Origin of the sequence: Oryzibacter oryziterrae, from assembly GCF_021864535.1 — a bacterium.
Lineage (GTDB): Bacteria > Pseudomonadota > Alphaproteobacteria > Rhizobiales > Pleomorphomonadaceae > Pleomorphomonas > Pleomorphomonas oryziterrae.
Genome location: NZ_JAKJIC010000010.1, coordinates 1 through 19,830, shown reverse-complemented (window position 1 = coordinate 19,830; position 19,830 = coordinate 1). Strand labels below are relative to the sequence as shown.

The 19,830-nt window shown below is 65.0% G+C and carries 18 protein-coding genes; 14 read left to right on the top strand and 4 right to left on the bottom strand.

Annotated features, from left to right (window positions below; genetic code table 11):
* Window positions 1–10 precede the first annotated feature (10 nt).
* Genes L2I41_RS12005 through L2I41_RS11995 form a run of 3 tightly spaced genes read right to left on the bottom strand, consistent with a single transcriptional unit; the run spans window position 11 to window position 3,469 of the window.
* On the bottom strand, window positions 11–916 hold the full coding sequence (locus L2I41_RS12005) for a homocysteine S-methyltransferase family protein (protein ID WP_237153805.1): 906 nt from the start codon (window positions 914–916) through the stop codon (window positions 11–13).
* A gap of 3 nt (window positions 917–919) precedes the next feature.
* On the bottom strand, window positions 920–2,119 hold the full coding sequence (locus L2I41_RS12000; RefSeq protein ID WP_237153804.1) for a trans-sulfuration enzyme family protein: 1,200 nt from the start codon (window positions 2,117–2,119) through the stop codon (window positions 920–922).
* Between the two features lie 21 nt (window positions 2,120–2,140).
* On the bottom strand, window positions 2,141–3,469 hold the full coding sequence (locus L2I41_RS11995; RefSeq protein ID WP_237153803.1) for an NAD(P)/FAD-dependent oxidoreductase: 1,329 nt from the start codon (window positions 3,467–3,469) through the stop codon (window positions 2,141–2,143).
* A 238-nt stretch (window positions 3,470–3,707) separates the two neighbouring features.
* On the opposite strand from L2I41_RS11995, the gene L2I41_RS11990 reads away from it, so the two are divergent.
* The 5 genes from L2I41_RS11990 (at window position 3,708) to gyrA (ending at window position 9,803) form a co-directional block, all read left to right on the top strand.
* Window positions 3,708–4,547 carry a transporter substrate-binding domain-containing protein gene (locus L2I41_RS11990; protein ID WP_237153802.1) on the top strand — a complete coding sequence of 280 codons (840 nt, stop codon included), beginning with the start codon at window positions 3,708–3,710 and terminating at the stop codon, window positions 4,545–4,547.
* 59 nt (window positions 4,548–4,606) lie between these two features.
* Window positions 4,607–5,329 (top strand): ABC transporter permease, encoded by a 723-nt coding sequence (locus L2I41_RS11985; protein WP_237153801.1) that lies wholly within the window; start codon window positions 4,607–4,609, stop codon window positions 5,327–5,329.
* Between the two features lie 14 nt (window positions 5,330–5,343).
* Window positions 5,344–6,048, top strand: coding sequence for an ABC transporter permease (locus L2I41_RS11980; protein WP_237153800.1), 705 nt, complete (start codon window positions 5,344–5,346; stop codon window positions 6,046–6,048).
* Between the two features lie 15 nt (window positions 6,049–6,063).
* Window positions 6,064–6,843, top strand: coding sequence for an ABC transporter ATP-binding protein (locus L2I41_RS11975; RefSeq protein ID WP_237153799.1), 780 nt, complete (start codon window positions 6,064–6,066; stop codon window positions 6,841–6,843).
* 206 nt (window positions 6,844–7,049) lie between these two features.
* Complete coding sequence (gyrA, locus tag L2I41_RS11970; protein WP_390634150.1) at window positions 7,050–9,803, top strand: DNA gyrase subunit A; 2,754 nt, start codon at window positions 7,050–7,052, stop codon at window positions 9,801–9,803.
* Window positions 9,804–9,926: 123 nt separating this feature from the next.
* Here the strand turns inward: gyrA and L2I41_RS11965 are convergent, their stop codons facing one another.
* A complete protein-coding gene (locus tag L2I41_RS11965) occupies window positions 9,927–10,175 on the bottom strand; it encodes a hypothetical protein (protein ID WP_237153798.1) in 249 nt (82 codons plus the stop codon).
* 213 nt (window positions 10,176–10,388) lie between these two features.
* Here L2I41_RS11965 and coaD point away from each other — a divergent pair, with 213 nt between their 5' ends.
* The 9 genes from coaD to xdhB all read left to right on the top strand — a co-directional run.
* A complete protein-coding gene (gene coaD, locus L2I41_RS11960; protein WP_237153797.1) occupies window positions 10,389–10,892 on the top strand; it encodes a pantetheine-phosphate adenylyltransferase in 504 nt (167 codons plus the stop codon).
* A 77-nt stretch (window positions 10,893–10,969) separates the two neighbouring features.
* Window positions 10,970–11,467 (top strand): peptidylprolyl isomerase, encoded by a 498-nt coding sequence (locus tag L2I41_RS11955; RefSeq protein WP_237153939.1) that lies wholly within the window; start codon window positions 10,970–10,972, stop codon window positions 11,465–11,467.
* A 70-nt stretch (window positions 11,468–11,537) separates the two neighbouring features.
* Window positions 11,538–11,978 carry a peptidylprolyl isomerase gene (locus L2I41_RS11950; protein WP_390634179.1) on the top strand — a complete coding sequence of 147 codons (441 nt, stop codon included), beginning with the start codon at window positions 11,538–11,540 and terminating at the stop codon, window positions 11,976–11,978.
* Between the two features lie 85 nt (window positions 11,979–12,063).
* Window positions 12,064–12,921 carry a DUF817 domain-containing protein gene (locus L2I41_RS11945; protein WP_237153796.1) on the top strand — a complete coding sequence of 286 codons (858 nt, stop codon included), beginning with the start codon at window positions 12,064–12,066 and terminating at the stop codon, window positions 12,919–12,921.
* A 59-nt stretch (window positions 12,922–12,980) separates the two neighbouring features.
* Complete coding sequence (queA, locus tag L2I41_RS11940; RefSeq protein WP_237153795.1) at window positions 12,981–14,066, top strand: tRNA preQ1(34) S-adenosylmethionine ribosyltransferase-isomerase QueA; 1,086 nt, start codon at window positions 12,981–12,983, stop codon at window positions 14,064–14,066.
* Between the two features lie 147 nt (window positions 14,067–14,213).
* Complete coding sequence (gene tgt / locus L2I41_RS11935; RefSeq protein ID WP_237153794.1) at window positions 14,214–15,347, top strand: tRNA guanosine(34) transglycosylase Tgt; 1,134 nt, start codon at window positions 14,214–14,216, stop codon at window positions 15,345–15,347.
* A 383-nt stretch (window positions 15,348–15,730) separates the two neighbouring features.
* Window positions 15,731–16,093: a hydroxyisourate hydrolase gene (uraH, locus tag L2I41_RS11930; RefSeq protein WP_390634148.1), complete on the top strand. Its 363-nt coding sequence runs from the start codon at window positions 15,731–15,733 to the stop codon at window positions 16,091–16,093.
* Window positions 16,094–16,096: 3 nt separating this feature from the next.
* Window positions 16,097–17,578: a xanthine dehydrogenase small subunit gene (xdhA, locus tag L2I41_RS11925; RefSeq protein ID WP_237153793.1), complete on the top strand. Its 1,482-nt coding sequence runs from the start codon at window positions 16,097–16,099 to the stop codon at window positions 17,576–17,578.
* On the top strand, window positions 17,578–19,830 hold a 2,253-nt coding region (gene xdhB / locus L2I41_RS11920; protein WP_237153792.1), incomplete at its 3' end, for a xanthine dehydrogenase molybdopterin binding subunit. The genes xdhA and xdhB, both read left to right, overlap by 1 nt.

Genomic DNA, 19,830 nt, shown 5'->3' with positions numbered 1-19,830 from the left:
CGGGGAACCGTCAGACCCTGAGCTTGCCGGCCATTTCGCAGATATGCTCCGGCCCGATGCCGCAGCACCCGCCCACCATGGTGGCGCCGGCGGCGATCCAGGCAGCGGCGAAGCGGCCATATTTCTCCGGCGTCAGGTCGGCGCGGATCGGCGTGATGCCGTCGTTGGCCGTCTCTTCTTCGCCCTGCGGCGGGAAGCCGTTGGCATAGACGCCGATGGGGAAGGTGGCGTCGCCCAGCGCGGCGCGGGCGGCCTTGACGGCGGCTTCCATCACCTCGGGCTGGCTGCAGTTGAACAGCACGGCAGACACGCCGAGATCGCGGGCGACCGTGACCGCTTCCGCCACCGTCTCGCCGGAGCGCAGCTGCGGGATGCGCTGGTCGGCCGGCAGGTCGGCGGGATAGTCGTCCTTGAGGGTGAAGGAAGTCCAGAAGGGCTTGGCGGTGTGGGCCGTCGCCTGACGGGCGGCGCGGATCTCGGCAAGCGAGCTCTGCGTTTCGGCAAGCCAGAGGTCCACATGCGGTGCGAGACCTTCGACAAGCACGCCGAGCAGGCTGCCGGCGCGGGCCTGTTCGAAGAGGTCCGGCCGATAGGAGCCGAACACCGGCGGCAGCGACCCGGCGACCTTGACCGGTCGTCCGGCCGCATCGGCGGCCTCGCGCGCCAGTCGGCCGGAGAGGGCGACGAGTTCAAGCCCGCGCTCGGCAAAGCGCTGCTCGCCGATGTGGAACGGCACCACGGCATAGGAGTTGGTGGTGATCACTTCCGAGCCGGCGTCGATATAGGCGCGGTGGACGCGGGACACATGTTCCGGCGCTTCGATCAGCGCCAGCGCCGACCATTCCGGCTGCTGGAAGGGCGCGCCGCTGCGCTGGAGTTCACGGCCCATGCCGCCGTCGAGGATGGTGATGGTCATGTGTCAGCCTTCTGCGTTCAATACTGCGTCGAGGTCTTCCATCAGATCGGCGGGATCTTCAAGCCCAATCGACGTCCGGAACACGCCATCGCCGGCAAATTGCCGGTAGCGGGTAAGGCGGGTTGCATCGGCGCGGAAGGTGGACGCCATGATGTCGTCAGTCTTGAGGAAGACGACGATGGAGCGGGAATGGCCGAGCGAATAGGCGTAGTGGAACACCTTGAGCTTTTCGGCCATGCGGGCGGCCAGCCGCTCGGGATCATGGGTCTGGAAGGTCAGCATGGCGCCGGGCAGGGCCATTTGCCGGGCGATCAGCTCCTGTTGCGGATGGCTCGGCAGGCCCGGATAGGTCACGGCCTTGACCTTGGGATGCGCTTCCAGGAAGCGGGCCACTTCACCGGCATTCTCGGTCGCCATGCGGATGCGGGCATGCAACGTCTCGATGCCGCGCATGATGGCCCACGCCGCCTGGGCGCCAAGGGTTGCGCCCAGATAGACGCCGGCGCGCGAACGCAGGCGGGCAATCAGCTCGGTGCGCCCGGAGACGATGCCACCCAATGCGTCTCCATGGCCGTTCATGAACTTGGTCAGCGAATGCAGGACCAGGTCCGCGCCGAGGTCGAGCGGGCGCGTGATCACCGGGGTCGCCATGGTGCTGTCGACGGACAGAAGGGCGCCCGCCTTGTGGGCGATGGCCGCCAGACCGGCGATGTCGCTGAGGCGCAGGATCGGATTGCAGGGCGTCTCGGCATGGATGAGGCGGGTGTTGGGGCGGACGGCCGCGCTGACGTCGTCGAGATTGGAGAGATCGACGGCGCTGACCTCGATGCCATAGTCAGGCAGGATGTTGCGGGCGAGTTCGTGCACGCCGGCATAGCAGACGTCGCTGACGATCAGGTGGTCGCCGGATTTCAGGAAGGTGAAGAAGATCGCGGCAGCGGCGGCCACGCCGGAGGCCGTGGCGAGCGCGTCGTCGGCATGCTCGAGCGCCGCGACGCGCTGTTCCAGCTGGCGGACGGTGGGATTGGTCCAGCGCGCATAGAGGAAGGGCAGGGCGGCCAGATCGTCGACGCCTTCGGCGGAGAAGGCGCCGTCGCCCGGATGCATGGCATTGTTGACCGAGGTTGAAATGTTCGGCGCGATGGCGCCCGTGGTGGGGTCGACACTCAGACCGCCGTCGACGGCGGCTGTACGCGGGCGCATAGGGTGCTCCTGAAAAATTGGTCAGAGACCGAGTTCCGGCTTCGGGCAGGTGCCGTCGGCATAGCGTGAGAAGCGGAAATGGAAGGGATCGGTGATCGGCTTGGCGCCGGTGGCAAGGTCGGCGACCAAATGGCCGGCGCCGGGACCTATGCCGAAGCCATGGCCGGAGAAGCCGGTGGCGACGATGAGGCCGGCAAGACTGTCGACGGGCGAGATCACCGGCACCAGATCGGGCATCACGTCGATCATGCCGGCCCAGCGCTGCACGAAGCGCGCGTCGGCGAGGGCCGGGAAGCGGCGCTTCACCTCGGCCAGAGCGGCGTCGACGACGCGGACATCCGGCGCCGGATCGAGCACGCGGCAGGCCTCATAGGGGGACGGACGGTCGAGCGGAACGGTACCCCACTCGCGCACCTCGGCGAAGAATCGCTCGCCGAAGCGCAGGCTGACATGCCTCCATTCCGGCAGGAAGATGCCGATGAAATCGAAGAAGAAGCGGAAGCTGTCCGGCGTGATCGGCGCTACGTTGGCCAGACCGTTGGCAACGGAATAGCCGCCGTCCGCCCGCTTGCGCAGACCGATAACGCCGTCGTGGATGGCGCATTCGGGGCCGCCCTCGACCGGATTGGTCCGCGCGACGGTGGACCGCACCTTGAGCTGCGGCAGGGTGAGGTCGAGGTCCTTCAGGAATCGCCGCGTCCAGGCGCCGCCGGCAACCACCGCCGTGGTGCAGGCGATGGTGCCGCGTTCGGTGACGACGCTGACGACCCGGCCGCCGGCCGTCTCGATGCCGCGGGCGGCACAGTCGGTGAAGATCTTGGCCCCGGCCTTGCGCGCGCCGACGGCAATGGCCGGCGCGGCCTTCTGCGGTTCGGCCCGACCGTCGCTGGCGCAATAAAGCCCGATCGGCGCCGGGTTGCGATCGCCGGGAAACAGCCGGTCGATGGCGGTCCGCTCGATCATCTCGCTTTCGATTCCGGCGTCGGCGGCGTTGCGCACCCAGTCGCGGAAGGAGGTGACGGTGGACTCGTCGCGGGCGGCGAAGAAGATGCCGGTGGTCTTGAAGCCCGTGTCGCCACCGACGCGCTCGTCCATGGTCTTCCACAGCTTGAGGCTTTCGCGGATCAGGCCGAACTCGCGCGATTCCCGGCGAGCCTGCCGGCACCAGCCCCAATTGCGGCTCGACTGCTCGCCGGCGATATGCCCCTTTTCCACAAGCACCACGTCGACGCCCCGTTCGGCGAGAAACAGCGCGGCGGAGGTGCCGATGATGCCGCCGCCGATGATCACGACGTCGGCGCGCGACGGCAGATCAAGATCGGACGGTACGGGATCGACCTGGGGGCCCATGCTGGTCTCCTTGGGTGTTGGGGCAGTGCGTTCAATTTCGATCATCCCGGCGGAGGGAAGGCAATAAGCAAATGTCGTGGTGCCGAAAAAAAGGGCAACAAGCTCCATTGCCAAGCGCGGGTTGTGAAATCAAAGCCTTGAACTCGGGTGTTTTTTCGATAGGTTGGCCGACAACGCCGGATGAAGTGACGCACCAGGGAGCCGTCACGACCGAGCCTGAGGAACGGAAGGACTTGCCATGAAGTTGAGCCAGATCTTTTTTGCCGGTGCCCTGTCGCTGGCAGCGATCGTGACGCCCGCTGCCGCCAAGGAGTGGAAGACGGTCACCATCGCCATGGAAGGCGGCTATGCACCGTGGAACCTCACCAATGCCGACGGCACGCTCGGCGGCTTCGAGCCGGAACTGGCCAAGCACCTGTGCGAGCTCGCCAAGGTGGAATGCAAGCTGATCGCCCTCGATTGGGACGGCATGATCACCGCGCTCAACGCCGGCAAGTATGACGTGATGATGGACGCCGTCTCGATCACCGACGAGCGCAAGCAGGTCATCGACTTCACCGTTCCCTATGCGGCGACGCCGGCCATCTTCGCCGCCGTCAAGGATGGCGGCTTCGACAAGCTGCCGGGCACCGGCACGGTGATCAAGCTCGACAGCTCCAAGGCCGATCCCGCCGCCCTTGAGCCGCTGCGCAAGGCGCTCGCCGGCAAGACCATCGGCGTGCAGACCGCCACCACCTTCGCCAACTTCCTCTATGACAACTTCAAGGACGTGGCGACGATCCAGGAATACAAGACCTCGGCCGAGCGCGACCTCGATCTCGCCGCCGGTCGCATCGACGTCGGCTTCGACGACGAGACCTATTTCAACGCCGCCTTCGAAAGCGCCGACAATGCCACGCTGACCCTGTCCGGCCCGAGCATCGGCGGCAAGGTCTGGGGCGAGGGCATGGGCCTCGGCATCCGCAAGACCGATCCGGAACTGAAGGCGCTGCTCGACGAGGCCATCAAGGCCGCCATCGCTGACGGCACCGTCAAGACGCTGGCGCTGAAGTGGTTCAAGGCCGACGTCTCGCCCTGATCTGACGCCCTGCTGGCACGGCTGGTAACCCCGGCCGTGCCGCTTGCCGGAGACCCTGCATGACCTGGATCGACTATATCGGCTTCGGCGAACATGGCCGAGGCGTGCTGTTGATCTACGCGGCCCTGATGACGCTTGGCGTGACGCTGGCCGCCATGGTCGTGGGAGCCATCTTCGGCGCCCTGGTCGCCTGGGGCAAGCTTTCCCAGTCCCGCATCGGCCGGATCGCAGGGGACGCCTATACGACGGTGTTCCGCGGCGTGCCCGAACTGCTGGTGATCTATCTCGTCTATTTCGGCGGCTCGCAGGCCGTGACCGCCATCGGCGGCTGGCTGGGCTCGGAAGGCTTTCTCGGCCTGCCGTCCTTCATCGCCGGTGCTCTCGCCGTCGGCATCATCTGCGGATCCTATCAGGCGGAAGTGTTCCGCGGCGCCTATCTCGCCATCCTGCCGGGCGAACTGGACGCGGCCCGCTCCATCGGCATGTCGAAGATGCTGCGCTTCCGCCGCATCATCATTCCCCAGGTGATGCGCTTCTCGCTGCCAGGCCTCGGCAATGTCTGGCAGCTGAGCCTCAAGGACTCGGCGCTGGTGTCGGTGACCGGCCTTGCCGAGATCATGCGCGTGTCGCAGACCTCCGCCGGCTCGACCAAGCAATTCTTCCTGTTCTTCATCGTCGGCGGGGTGCTCTATCTCGTGCTGACCACACTGTCGGATCGCGTTCTCGGCTTCTTTGAACGGCGGGTGGCCAAGAGCTTCCGCGGCTCGATCGGCCGGGCTTGAGGAGGGCCAAGCACATGGATATCGCCTTCCTCACCGATACCTTCCTGAAGCTGATCGCGGCGCTGCCGATGACGCTGATCCTGTTCGTCTCCTCTGTGGCCATCGGCGCGGTGATCGCGACGGGCCTGACGGCGATGCGCGTCAGCGGTAATCCGGTGCTGGCGGCCATTTCGCGCGCCTATGTCTTCGTGTTCCGCGGCTCGCCGCTGCTGATCCAGATGTTCCTGATCTACTACGGGCTCGGACAGTTTCCAGCGGTGCGCCAGAGCTTTGCCTGGCCGCTGCTGCGCGACGCGCTGTTCTGCGCCATCATGGCGCTGGCCATGTGCACGGCCGCCTATCAGGCCGAGGTGATCCGCGGCGGCTTGCAGGCGGTGCCGGCACGCGAGATCGAGGCGGCCCGCGCCTGCGGCATGTCCGGCTTCCTGCTGCTGCGCCGGATCATCGCGCCGATCGCGCTGAGACAGGCCCTGCCTGCCTATTCCACCGAGATCGTGCTGATGGTGAAGACCACCTCGCTCGCCAGCCTGGTGTCCGTGTGGGAGATCACCGGAACGGCCCAGAAGATCAACGCCCAGACCTATCGCACCATGGAGATCTTCCTGGTGGCGGCCCTGATCTATCTGGTGATCAACTTCGTGATCATCCGCCTGCTCGGCTATGTCGAATATCTTCTCTCGCCGCATCTGCGGGGCCGCCCCGCGCCGGCCTCAACCTGACACGAACGGACTTCAATGTCGGATCTTCCGCCGCTCGCGCTTTCCGTCCGCAACATCCACAAGTCCTTCGGTCCGATCGAAGTGCTGAAGGGCATCTCGCTCGACGCCCACGAGGGCGACGTGATCTCCATCCTGGGCGCGTCCGGCTCGGGCAAGAGCACCTTCCTGCGCTGCATCAACCTGCTTGAAACGCCGGATGAAGGCGAGATCACGGTGGCGGGCGAGGACGTCAAGCTGAGGCGCCGCCGCGACGGACGGCTGGAGCCGGGCGATCGCCGGCAGGTGGACCGCATCCGGTCGGAACTGGCGATGGTGTTCCAGAGCTTCAACCTCTGGAGCCACATGACCATCCTGCAGAACCTGATCGAAGGGCCGGTCCACGTTCTGAAACGCAACCGCGCCGAATGCATCGAGGAGGCCGAGGCGCTGCTCGACAAGGTCGGCATTGCCGACAAGCGCAATTTCTATCCCTCGCATCTCTCCGGCGGCCAGCAGCAGCGCGCCGCCATTGCCCGTTCCCTGGCCATGCGGCCCAAGGCGCTGCTGTTCGACGAACCGACCTCGGCCCTCGATCCCGAACTGGTGGGCGAGGTGCTGAAGGTGATGCGCGCGCTCGCCGAGGAAGGGCGGACCATGCTGGTGGTGACCCACGAAATGGGCTTTGCCCGCAACGTGTCCAACCGCGTCCTGTTCCTGCACCAGGGGCGGGTGGAAGCCGACGGATCGCCGCAGGAACTGTTCACCGCCTCGTCATCCGATCGCTTCCGGCAGTTCATCGCCAATTTTCAGGGTTGATCGGCAGATCGGGCAAACATATGCAGAATGCATGAATGCCCGGCATGCACCATTTGCCGCGATATCGCTGCTATTGTGCTATAGTCCTGTGTTTTCGGCGATTTTCCGCGCCGTGATGGCTGTTGATACCCCATGCCGGACGTGGCCTATGGGGGCGAAATCGGCTAGAACACTAGGTATCTGTCGAATCAGGAAATCGAAGTCCCTTGGCTGACGAAATCAAGACTCCGGGCGGTGAACCGCCTACCGACATCAAGCCCGTATCGATCATCGAGGAGATGAAGCGCAGCTATCTCGATTACGCCATGAGCGTGATCGTGAGCCGCGCGCTGCCCGACGTTCGCGACGGCCTGAAGCCTGTGCATCGGCGCATTCTCTACTCGATGCACGAAAACAGCTACGAGTGGAACAAGCCCTATCGCAAGTCGGCCCGCGTGGTCGGTGACGTGATCGGTAAGTACCACCCGCACGGTGACCAGTCGATCTATGACGCGCTGGTGCGCATGGCGCAGCCTTTCTCCATGCGCTTGCCGCTGGTAGACGGGCAGGGCAACTTCGGCTCGATCGACGGCGACAGCGCGGCGGCCATGCGTTACACCGAGGTGCGCCTCGAGCGCGTCTCGTCCAGCCTGACCGACGATCTCGACAAGGACACGGTCGACTTCCAGGCCAACTATGACGGTTCCGAGCAGGAACCGATGGTGCTGCCGGCCAAGTTCCCGAACCTGCTGGTCAACGGTGCCGGTGGCATCGCGGTCGGCATGGCGACCAACATTCCCTCGCACAATCTCGGCGAGGTGGTCGACGCCACGCTGAAGGTAATCGACAATCCCGAAATCGACATCGAAGAGCTGATGGAGGTGATCCCCGGTCCGGATTTCCCGACCGGCGGCCTGATCCTTGGTCGCTCGGGCATCCGCCAGGCCTTCATGACCGGGCGCGGCTCGGTGATCATGCGCGGACGGGTGAACATCGAGCAGATCCGCAAGGATCGCGAAGCGATCATCATCACCGAGATCCCCTATCAGATCAACAAGTCGACCATGGTCGAGAAGATCGCCGAACTGGTACGCGAGAAGCGCATCGAAGGCATCTCCGACCTGCGTGACGAGTCCTCGCGCGACGGCATCCGCGTGGTGGTCGAGCTCAAGCGCGACGCCGTGGCCGACGTGGTGCTGAACCAGCTCTACCGCTTCAGCCAGCTGCAGACCTCCTTCGGCGTCAACATGGTGGCGCTGAACGGCGGCCGGCCGCAGCTGATGAACCTCAAGGACGTGCTGACGGCCTTCGTCGCCTTCCGCGAGACGGTGGTGACGCGGCGCACCCGCTTCCTGCTGGGCAAGGCGCGCGATCGTGCGCATGTGTTGGTGGGTCTGGCCATCGCCGTCGCCAACATCGACGAAGTGATCGCCGTCATCCGCAACGCGCCCGACCCGGCGTCGGCGCGCGAAAGCCTGATGACCCGCCGCTGGCCGGCCAAGGACGTCGAGGCGCTGATCCGCCTCATCGACGATCCGCGCCACACGGTCAACGAGGACGGCACCTACAATCTGTCGGAAGAGCAGGCCCGCGCCATTCTCGACCTGCGCCTGCAGCGCCTGACGGCTCTCGGTCGCGACGAAATCGCCGACGAGCTGAACAAGCTGGCCGACGAGATCCGGGAATATCTGGATATCCTGGGCTCGCGCGAGCGCGTGCTGGACATCATCCGCACCGAACTCACCGACATCAAGACCGCCTATGCCACGCCGCGCCGGACGGAGATCACCGAATCCGACGCCGACATGGAAGACGAGGACCTGATCGCCCGCGAGGACATGGTCGTGACCGTGAGCCACGAGGGCTACATCAAGCGCGTGCCGCTGTCGCTCTACCGGGCGCAGAACCGCGGCGGCAAGGGTCGTTCGGGCATGGCGACCAAGGACGAGGATTTCGTCACGCGGTTGTTCATCGCCAATACCCATACGCCGGTGCTGTTCTTCTCCTCGCGCGGCATCGCCTACAAGCTCAAGGTCTGGCGGCTGCCGCTCGGCAATCCGCAGTCGCGCGGCAAGTTCATCAAGAACATCCTGCCGCTGCAGGACGGCGAACGCATCACCTCCATCCTGGCGCTGCCGGAGGACGAAACGAGCTGGGCCGAGCTGGACGTGGTGTTCGCCACCCGCTTCGGCACGGTGCGCCGCAACAAGCTGAGCGACTTCACCCAGGTGAACCGCAACGGCAAGATCGCCATGAAGTTCGACGACGAGGCGGACGGCATCGTCGGCGTCGAGACTTGCACCGAACAGGATGACTTCCTGCTGGTGTCGGCGCTCGGCCAGTGCATCCGTTTCCCCGTGGACGACGTGCGCGTCTTCAAGGGCCGCGACTCCACCGGCGTGCGCGGCATCTCGCTGGGCGAGGGCGATCAGTTGATCTCGATGACCATCGTGCATCATTTCGACGCCAGCCCCGCCGAGCGCACCGCCTTCCAGAAGCGTTGGGCCGCCGAACAGCGCGCGCTCACCGGCGAGGAAGCGGACATCGAAGAGGTGGCTGTCGACGAGGCTGAAGACGGCGAGGCCAATGGCTCGGTCGAGCTCGACGATGCGCGCTATGAGGCCATGAAGGCCGCGCAGCAGTTCGTCCTGACGGTCAACCAGCTCGGCTACGGCAAGCGGTCCTCGACCTACGAGTTCCGCACCTCGGGCCGCGGCGGCAAGGGCATCAAGGCGACCGACCAGAGCAAGCTCGACGAGATCGGCAAGCTGATCGCGGCCTTCCCGGTGCAGCCGGCCGATCAGATCATGCTGGTCTCGGATGGCGGCCAGCTGATCCGCGTGCCGGTCGGCCAGATCCGCATCGTCTCCCGCGCCTCCAAGGGCGTGCGCATCTTCCACACCGCCGAAGGCGAAAAGGTGGTGTCGGTGGAGCATATCACCGACATCGGCGAAGCCGAGGGCGAGGGCAGCGAAGGCTGACGCTGACGCAAGGTGCCGAAGGGCCAAGCCCTTCGGCTTTCACGCGAATCGCGCAACAAATAAAGAGGGCGCCGGGACATTCTGTCCGGCGCCCTTTTTGTGCCTGGGGTAGCTCAGTCTTGATCAGTCGACAATCGTCAGGCCCGGTGCAACGGTGATCACGGTCACGCCTGCGCTTCCTTTGGCCTCTGAAACGCAAACGCGGATCTGATCGACGACGGTCTGCTCGCAGTTCTGGTGGGTGGCGATCTGGTCGCCTTTGCCGGTGTCGGGATAGTCAGGCGTCGTTGCGCCGACCGAAAGTGCCGCAATCCCGAGTCCCGCCAGAACGAGGACGATCTTGCTTATTTTTGAAGGAACCAGCTTCGTCATGTCGGGCCGCCCTCCTATTGTTCGATCGCCCCTGACTGCGAGTGTCGGGGCTGGCGGTTACTCAAACCTTAATGCAGTTCATCCATTTTAGTTTGAATTGCACCAAGATTAACGAAAGGTTGATAAGCATCCCGCATCCGTGCGGTGGCTGTCGAATGAAGATTACGGGACGTTTTCTCCCGTTGTCGGCGCCGTCCGAACAAGGTATTTCAGATGCCCATGAAAACAGCGCTCTACTCCGGATCCTTCGATCCGCCCACCTTCGGCCATCAGGACGTGATCGCTCGCGCGGCGCGCAGCTTTGACCGGCTGGTGGTGGCGCTCGGCGTGCACCACGCCAAGAAGCCGCTGTTCTCCGCCGACGACCGTCTTGCCATGCTCGCCGAACTCACCACACCGATCGCCGCCGAAACCGGCTGCCGCATCGAGACCACCGTCTATGACGGGCTGATCGTTGACGCGGCCCGCAAGGTAGGCGCACAGGTGATCGTACGGGGGCTGCGCAACGTCACCGATTTCGACTATGAAGCGCAGATGTCCGGCATGAACGGCGCGCTTGCGCCGGAGGTCGACACCGTGCTGTTTCTGACGCGACCGGGCCTTGGCCACATCACCTCCACTTTCGTGCGGCAGATTGCGGCGATGGGTGGCGACGTGAGCGCTTTCGTTCCGCCTGCGGTCGCCGACCGACTGCGGTTGCTTTACGCGTCGACCTGAGACGCCCGACAGACAGACTAGATGGAGATTTGATCTTGATCCGTAGGACTTTCATCGCGGCGATCGCCGCCGCCACCATGCTGGTCGGGCCCCTTGGCGCCGCGCGCGCGGCCAATCCCGAGGACATCCTGATCATGCAGACCACGAAGGGCACGGTGAAGATCGCCCTGCGTCCGGAACTGGCGCCCAAGCATGTGGCGCAGATCAAGGCCCTGGTCGCCAAGCACTTCTACGACGGCATCATCTTCCATCGCGTCATCGACGGCTTCATGGCCCAGACGGGCGACCCCACCGGTACCGGCATGGGCGGTTCCGATCTGCCTGACATTCCCGCCGAATTCTCCGGCGCCCATTTCGGCCGCGGCACCGTGGGCATGGCTCGCGCCGAGGATCCGAACAGCGCCAATTCGCAGTTCTTCATCATGTTCGCCGACGGCGGCTTCCTCGACCACCAGTATACCATCTGGGGTCAGGTCACCGAAGGCATGGACATCATCGACCAGATCGAACGCGGCGAGCCGCCGGCCAACCCGGACAAGATCGTCAAGATGCGTCTCGCCTCTGATCCCAACTGATTTCAACGCTTTGCAACACGAAAGGAGGCCCCGCGTGGCCGATATCAAGGATCCCGAAAACACCCTGCTCATGGAAACCACCAAGGGTGCCGTCGTCATCGAAATGCGCCCCGACCTGGCGCCCAACCACGTGGCCCACATCAAGAAGCTGGTCCGCGAAGGCTTCTATGACGGCATCGTCTTCCACCGCGTGATCGAGGGCTTCATGGCCCAGACCGGCTGCCCGCACGGCACCGGCACCGGCGGTTCGAAGTACCCGGACCTGAAGCAGGAGTTCAACGCCGAGCCGCATGTGCGCGGCATCTGCTCCATGGCCCGCGCCATGAACCCGAACTCGGCCAACTCGCAGTTCTTCATCGTCTTCGATGACGCCCGCTTCCTCGACAAGCAGTATACCGTCTGGGGCAAGGTGATCGAAGGCATGGAAAACGTCGACAAGATCAAGCGCGGCGAGCCCGTGCGCGATCCCGACAAGATCGTGTCGATCAAGGTTGCGGCCGACGCCGCCTGATTTCCGTCCGATCCGGACCGTATTCTTGCCGCGCCGAGGGGACACCTTCGGCGCGGTTTTCATTGATGGATTGACGGAAGTTCCTTTGCCCTTTCAACACGCCACCGGCCCGTTCCTCGAGCCGCTCCGCGTCGCCATTCATCTCGCGCTGAACCGCTTGCCCGGGCCGCTGGCGGCCTTTGTGCTGTTCGGATTGAAGCAGGCCTGGGCCTGCCTGTTCGGCGGGGCCATGCTCGGGCTGCTGATCACGACGAAATACCTGTGGTCACCCGACTGGCCCGTGCACCGCTACGACGCCCTGTTTGCAGCGGCCATCCTGATCCAGGCGGCCATGCTTGTCTTCCGCCTGGAAACGCTGGAGGAAGTGAAGGTCATCTTCGTCTATCATGTGGTGGGCACGCTCATGGAGGTCTTCAAGGTCCATGTGGGATCATGGGCCTATCCGGAGGCCAGTATCGTCCAGATCGCCGGCGTTCCGCTGTTTTCCGGCTTCATGTATGGCAGCGTCGGCAGCTACATGGCGCGCGTGATCCGCGTCTTCGACATGCGCTTTGCGCGCTTCCCGGCGCCGCTTTGGACCTTCCTGCTGGCCACGGCCATCTACCTCAACTTCTTCCTGCACCACTTCACCTATGACACCCGCATCCTGCTGTTCGTCGCCACGGTGCTGGTCTATGGACGGGTGCGCATCCATTTCACGGTCGGCCACTCGGTCTACTGGATGCCGCTGGTGCTGGCCGCCTTCCTGACCAGCTTCTTCATGTGGGTGGCCGAGAACGTCGGCACCTTCACCGGCACCTGGGTCTATCCTGGCCAGGAAGTCTGGCACCTGGTATCGCTGCAGAAGATGGGCTCCTGGTACCTGCTGCTGTTCATCAGCTTCACGCTGGTGACGCTGGTGGTGCCGATCCGGGGACCGGATGTTCAAGCACCCTCGAATTGATCGACGACCGGTGACAAGCGCATTGCCAGGGCGGTCTGTCTTGCCGTATCTGCCTTGCCATGCACGTCTCACTCTTCGATTTCGACCTTCCGCCCGAAAACATCGCCCTGCGCCCCGCCGAACCGCGGGATGCCTCGCGGCTGCTGCTGGTGCGGCCGGGGCGGCAGCTTGAACATTTTCAGGCGCGCGACCTGCCGGACTTGCTGCAGCCCGGCGATGCCCTGGTGTTCAACGACACGCGCGTCATTCCCGCCCAGCTCGAGGGTGTCCGCCATCGCGAAGGGGCCGAAGCCGCACGCTTTTCGGCCACGCTGCACATGCGTGTCGCCGACGACCGCTGGAAGGCCTTCGTCAAGGGCGCCAAGAAGCTGAAGGCCGGGGACCACGTGCGCTTCGGCAGCGATAACCCCGCCTGCGACGCCGACAAGCTCGACGCCACCGTGGCCGAGAAGGGCGAGGATGGCGAGATCACCTTCGCCTTCGAGTTTTCCGGGCCGATGCTCGATCAGGCCATCGCCACCGTCGGCCACATTCCGCTGCCGCCCTATATCGCGGCGAAGCGGCCGGAAGACGCGCGAGACCGCGCCGACTATCAGACGGTCTACGCCCGCGAGGACGGCGCCGTGGCCGCGCCGACCGCCGGCCTGCATTTCACGCCGGATCTTCTTGATCGCCTCGCAGCCCGTGGCATCGACCGCCACTTCGTGACGCTGCACGTGGGCGCCGGCACCTTCTTGCCGATGAAGGTCGACACCACCGAAGAGCACAAGATGCATTCGGAAGTCGGCTATGTAACCCCTCAAACCGCCGAAGCGCTCAATGCCGTGCGGGCGCGTGGGGGCAGGGTGGTGGCAGTGGGAACGACCTCGCTGCGGCTGCTGGAAAGCGCCACCGGCGACGACAAGGTGATCCGCCCCTTTGCCGGCCCGACCGACATCTTCATCACGCCGGGCTACCGCTTCAAGGCGGTCGACCTGCTGATGACCAATTTCCATCTGCCCAAGTCGACGCTGTTCATGCTGGTCTCGGCCTTCTCCGGGCTGGAGACCATGCGCGCTGCCTATGCCATGGCGATCGAGAGCGGTTATCGCTTCTATTCCTATGGCGACACGTCGCTGCTATATCCGGCGGCTGAACAGGTGTGACCGGCAGCGAGCCGGTTGAAATGGAATGTACCCCTCTCTCCAACTCCCCCCCCCTTGCGGGGAAGAGTTGGAGAGAGGGGTAAGACGACAGAAAACACAAGTTGAGACGCGCGAAGTTGATGCGTCTACGGAAAGCCGAACGCCCCCATGTCCCAGCCATTCTCCTTCCGCCTCCTTGCAACTGACGGCGCTGCCCGGCGCGGCGAGATCACGACGCCGCATGGCGTGGTGCGCACGCCGGCCTTCATGCCGGTGGGCACGCAAGGCACGGTGAAGGCCATGTTCATGGACGACGTGCGGTCGACCGGGGCCGACGTGATCCTCGGCAACACCTATCACCTGATGCTGCGTCCCGGCGCCGAACGGGTGGCGGCGCTGGGCGGCCTGCACACCTTCTCAACCTGGGACAAGACCATCCTGACCGATTCCGGCGGCTTCCAGGTGATGTCGCTGGCGCAGCTGCGCAAGATGACCGAGCAGGGCGTCACCTTCCAGAGCCATATCGACGGCTCGCGCCATGAGCTGACGCCGGAGCGCTCCATCGAGATCCAGGGCCTGCTGGGCTCGGACATTCAGATGCAGCTCGACGAATGCGTGCGGCTTCCCGCCGATGCCAAGACCATCGAAGCGTCCATGCAGCTGTCGCTGCGCTGGGCCGCCCGCTCGCGCGCCAAGTTCGAGGCCATGGGCGGACCGCAGAAGGGACAGGGGCTCTATGGCATCGTGCAGGGCGGCGATGTGCCGGCCCTGCGCATCGAGAGCGCCAGCCGGCTCACCGAAATGCCCTTCGAGGGCTACTCGGTCGGCGGTCTCGCGGTGGGCGAGCCGCAGGACGTGATGCTGGCCATGCTGGACACCGTCTGCCCGATCCTGCCGACCGACAAGCCGCGCTATCTGATGGGCGTCGGCACGCCGGACGACATCATCGAGAGCGTGGCGCGCGGCATCGACCAGTTCGATTGCGTGATGCCGACCCGCGCCGGACGCCACGGTCTGGCCTATACCCGCTTCGGCAAGGTCAACTTCAAGAACGCCCGCCACATGGACGATCCGCGCCCGATCGATCCGGAATCGTCCTGCCCGGCGGCCCGCGACTATTCACGCGCCTATATCCACCATCTGGTCCGCACCGGCGAAGCCCTGGGCGCCATGCTGCTCACCTGGGTCAACGTCGCCTATTACCAGTCGCTGATGCAGGGCATCCGCGATGCCATCGAAGCCGGACGATTCGAGGACTTCAAGGCGGAGACCAAGGCCAACTGGGCGCGCGGCGACGTGTGAGGCCAAGAGCCTGATCTGAACTTCTGCTGGCCTGGGCATATGGCTCCGATCCTTGTGCGTCCGGTGAATCAAGAACATCGCCATCAGCCGCACGCCAGCGAACTTCAGATCAAGGCCCCAAGCCGGTTTCAAAAGACGGGTCAGCAAAAGGCCAAGACGCGATAAGCGATTTCACTTAATATGATGGAAGACGGGGGATGACCCGGCACGTGTCTTGCGATTTCGCCTTTGCGAGACAACCCGAGTCATGCCAATTTCGCGGGATTGCACAAAAAGGCGGCGCGTGAGTGGTCGCCATGGACGCCGTCCGACTTCGAGCGAGGCAATCGGTCCTGCGGCCGGTGCCGTCTCGAAGCCCGAAGGCGAGCAAGGGAAAGCGTAGCGTGGGACACGGTCGGCTGACAACGCATGTATTGGACACCGCCCTCGGCAAGCCGGCGGCGGGGCTCGTCATTGACCTCTTCGAGTTGCCGGATGGAACCGGTCGGATCTTCCTCAAGACGGCCACGACCAACGCCGATGGTCGCGTCGACCAGCCGCTGCTGGCGGGGGATGAGTTCCGGACCGGCCAGTTCGAACTGGTATTCCACGCGGGCGATTATCTGCGCAAGCAGGGCACCCTGCTGCCGCAGCCGCCGTTCCTGGACATCATCCCGATCCGCTTCGGGATCGCAGATGCCGAGGGGCACTATCACGTGCCGCTGCTGCTGTCGCCGTTCAGCTATTCCACCTATCGCGGGAGCTGAGACATGCGCGACTCCATTCGCATCATCCGTCAGGGGCGGATCGTCGAGATCGATCATTTCTCGCCCACCGAAACGCTGCTCGACTATCTTCGCCTGCGCGAAGGCGCCAAGGGCACCAAGGAAGGCTGCAACGAGGGCGACTGCGGCGCCTGCACCGTTGTGGTCGGCGAACTTGTGGGCGATCGCATCCGCTACCGCCCGGTCAACGCCTGCATCCAGTTCCTGGGCGCCATGGACGGCCGCGAAATCATCACCGTCGACGACCTGATGCAGGCCGACGGGACGCTGCATCCGGTGCAGAAGGCCATGGTGGAAGCGCATGGCTCGCAATGCGGCTTCTGCACGCCGGGCATCGTGATGAGTCTGTTCGCGCTCTATCACGAGGAAGATCGGGATCAGCCGCCGGGGCGGCAGGTGATCACCGATGCACTGGCCGGCAATCTGTGCCGCTGCACCGGTTACCGCCCGATCGTCGACGCCGCCACGGCGGTGATGTCCGGCCCGGCGGAGGACCAGTTCGTCACGGCCATGGGGCCGACGCTGGCTCTGCTGCAGTTCCTCAATGACAAGCAGGACGTTTTCGTCGGCAACAACCAGAGCTTCTTTGCCGCCCCGCGCAGCATCGCCGCGCTGGCGCAGCTTTATGTGAAGCATCCCGACGCCACGCTGGTGGCCGGCGGCACCGACGTGGGCCTGTGGATCACCAAGCAGTTCCGGCCTGTGTCCAAGCTCATCCATGTGGGCAAGGTGACGGGCCTGTCGCATGTGGAGGACGTGGGCGACGCGCTGATCATCGGCGCCGCCGCGACCTATGAAGATGTGGCGCCGCATATCGCCACCATCGATCCCGACCTCGGCGAACTTCTGCGGCGCATCGGCTCCAGGCAGGTGCGATCCGCCGGCACCATCGGCGGCAATGTGGCGAACGGCTCGCCCATCGGCGACACGCCGCCGGCGCTGATCGCGCTTGGCGCGGCGGTGGAGCTCGTGAAGGGCGAGGACGGCCGGGCCATCCCGCTCGAGGATTTCTTCATCGGTTATGGCAAGCAGGACCGCCAGCCGGGCGAGTTTGTCGCCGGCCTTCTGGTGCCCAAGCTGGCGCCTGATCAGGTGTTCCGCTGCTACAAGGTGTCCAAGCGCTTCGACAGCGACATCTCCGCGGTCATGGGCGCCTTCCGCTTCACACTGAAGGACGGGGTGATCACCGAGGCGCGCGTTGCCTTCGGCGGCATGGCGGCGACGCCCAAGCGCGCGGCCCAGGCCGAAGCGCGCCTCATCGGCGCAGAGCCGGCCAAGGCGGCCAGCTGGGGCGCGGCGATCGAGGCCCTGACCGAGGATTATGCGCCGATCAGCGACATGCGCGCCAGCGCCGCCTATCGCATGGAGACCGCCAAGGCCTTGCTCGCCAAGGCGCTGGTGGAAACCGCCGGCGCCCCGTCGAGCCGAACCCGCATCGTCGGCCGGCGTGAATCGGAGGTGGTGTGATGAACGCTCCGGAGACCATCGGCGAGCCCGAAACCAAGACCACTACCGTCCACAAGTCCGTCCACCACGACAGTGCTGAACTGCATGTCAGCGGCCGGGCGGTCTATATCGACGACATGCGCGAGCCGGTGGGCACGCTGCACCTGGCGCCGGGCTTCTGCCCGGACATGGCGCGTGGCCGCATCCGCGACATCGACCTGAGCCGCGTGCGCGCCGCGCCCGGCGTCGTTGCCGTGCTGACGGCGGCCGACGTGCCGGGCGTCAACGACTGCTCGCCCTCCATCGGCGGCGATCCCGTGCTGGCGGCCGGCGAGGTGGAGTTCTGGGGACAGGTGCTGTTCTGCGTGGTGGCGGAGACGCGCGAGCAGGCGCGCCGGGCCACCCGTCTCGCCCTGTTCGAGGGCGAGGCTGAAACGCCGATCATCGACGTGCTGGACGCCAAGGCGCAGAACAGTCACGTCCTGCCGGAGTACCGCTTCGGACGCGGCGACCTGCCGCGCGCCTTCTCGGAAGCGCAGCGGCATTTCGAGGGCACGATCCGCGTCGGCGGACAGGAGCATTTCTACCTCGAAGGACAGATCGCCCTGGCCTTGCCGGGCGAGCAGGGCGAGATGCATGTCTACACCTCGACCCAGCATCCCACCGAAGTGCAGCATATCGTCGCCAAGGTGCTCGGGCTGCCCGACGCGCTGGTGACGACGGAAGTGCGGCGCATGGGTGGCGGTTTCGGCGGCAAGGAAAGCCAGGCGACGCAGTGGGCCTGTCTTGCGGCACTAGCGGCGGTGAAGACCGGTCGTCCCTGCAAGATCCGCCTCGATCGCGACGACGACATGGTGATGACCGGCAAGCGGCACGACGATGTGGTGAACTTCCGCATCGCCTATGACAGCTCCGGCAAGGTGATGGGCGCGGACCTGCATTTCCTCGCCCGCTGCGGCTACTCCGCCGACCTGTCGCTCGGCGTCAACGACCGCACCATGTTCCACGCCGACAACGCCTATTTCTATCCGTCGGTGAACATCCGCTCGGAGCGGCTCAAGACCAACACGACGTCGAACACCGCCTATCGCGGCTTCGGTGGCCCGCAAGGCGTGATGGCGGCCGAGCGCATCATGGACACGCTGGCGGTGATCACCGGCATCGATCCGCTGGAAGTGCGCAAGCGGAACTTCTACGGCCCCGGCCGCGACGTGACGCCTTATGGCCAGAAGGTGGAGGACAACATCCTCCCCGAGCTGATCGCCGAGCTGGAAAAGCAGTCGGATTACTTCAAGCGCCGGCAGGAAGTCCGCTCCTTCAACGCGAAGAACCGCATCCTGCGCAAGGGTCTGGCGCTGACGCCGGTGAAGTTCGGCATTTCCTTCACGCTGATCCACCTCAACCAGGCCGGCGCGCTGGTGCATGTCTATTCCGACGGTTCGGTGCATCTCAACCACGGCGGCACCGAGATGGGGCAGGGCCTCTTCGTCAAGGTGCAGCAGGTGGTGGCCGAGGAGTTCGGCATCGGCCTCGATCGCGTCCGCATCACCGCGACGACGACGGGCAAGGTGCCCAACACCTCGCCGACGGCAGCCTCGTCGGGCTCCGACCTCAACGGCATGGCGGCGCAGGTGGCCTGCCGCGAGATCAAGGACCGCATCGCCGCCCATCTCGCCGAAGTGAAGGGCGTGCCGGTGGAAAGCATCGTCTTTGCCGGCGGACGCGTGATGCTCGGTTCGAGTTCCATGAGCTTCGCCGAGGCGGCCAAGACCTGCTATCTCGCCCGCATCCAGCTGTCGGCGGCCGGCTATTATTCCACGCCGAAGATCACCTGGAACCGCGACAAGGCCGAGGGTCGGCCCTTCCTCTACTTCGCCTACGGCGCCTGCTGCACGGAAGTGACCATCGACACCATGACCGGCGAAATGCGGGTTGACCGGGTCGACATCGTGCATGACTGCGGCAAGTCGCTCAATCCGGCCATCGACATCGGCCAGATCGAAGGCGCCTTCGTGCAGGGCATGGGCTGGGTGACCACCGAAGAGCTCGTCTGGGACGACAAGGGGCGACTGCGCACCCATGCGCCGTCCACCTACAAGATCCCCTGCGCCTCCGACGTGCCGGCCGAGTTCAACGTCACGCTGTTCGAGAACAGCAACCGCGAGGAGACGATCTACTCGTCCAAGGCGGTCGGCGAGCCGCCGTTCATGCATGGATGCGCGGTGTTCTCGGCGATCTTCGACGCCGTCGCCAGCCTGCGTCCCGGTGTAGTG

Coding starts and splice junctions, on each gene's coding strand:
- L2I41_RS11995 (WP_237153803.1), bottom strand. CDS start 3,469: ATGGGCCCCCAGGTCGATCCCGTACCGTCCGATCTTGATCTGCCGTCG.
- L2I41_RS11955 (WP_237153939.1), top strand. CDS start 10,970: ATGCTGGTCGGGCCCCTTGGCGCCGCGCGCGCGGCCAATCCCGAGGAC.
- L2I41_RS11990 (WP_237153802.1), top strand. CDS start 3,708: ATGAAGTTGAGCCAGATCTTTTTTGCCGGTGCCCTGTCGCTGGCAGCG.
- L2I41_RS11965 (WP_237153798.1), bottom strand. CDS start 10,175: ATGACGAAGCTGGTTCCTTCAAAAATAAGCAAGATCGTCCTCGTTCTG.
- L2I41_RS11980 (WP_237153800.1), top strand. CDS start 5,344: ATGGATATCGCCTTCCTCACCGATACCTTCCTGAAGCTGATCGCGGCG.
- L2I41_RS12005 (WP_237153805.1), bottom strand. CDS start 916: ATGACCATCACCATCCTCGACGGCGGCATGGGCCGTGAACTCCAGCGC.
- xdhA (WP_237153793.1), top strand. CDS start 16,097: ATGCGCGACTCCATTCGCATCATCCGTCAGGGGCGGATCGTCGAGATC.
- coaD (WP_237153797.1), top strand. CDS start 10,389: ATGCCCATGAAAACAGCGCTCTACTCCGGATCCTTCGATCCGCCCACC.
- tgt (WP_237153794.1), top strand. CDS start 14,214: ATGTCCCAGCCATTCTCCTTCCGCCTCCTTGCAACTGACGGCGCTGCC.
- L2I41_RS11975 (WP_237153799.1), top strand. CDS start 6,064: ATGTCGGATCTTCCGCCGCTCGCGCTTTCCGTCCGCAACATCCACAAG.
- L2I41_RS11985 (WP_237153801.1), top strand. CDS start 4,607: ATGACCTGGATCGACTATATCGGCTTCGGCGAACATGGCCGAGGCGTG.
- L2I41_RS11950 (WP_390634179.1), top strand. CDS start 11,538: ATGGAAACCACCAAGGGTGCCGTCGTCATCGAAATGCGCCCCGACCTG.
- queA (WP_237153795.1), top strand. CDS start 12,981: ATGCACGTCTCACTCTTCGATTTCGACCTTCCGCCCGAAAACATCGCC.
- L2I41_RS12000 (WP_237153804.1), bottom strand. CDS start 2,119: ATGCGCCCGCGTACAGCCGCCGTCGACGGCGGTCTGAGTGTCGACCCC.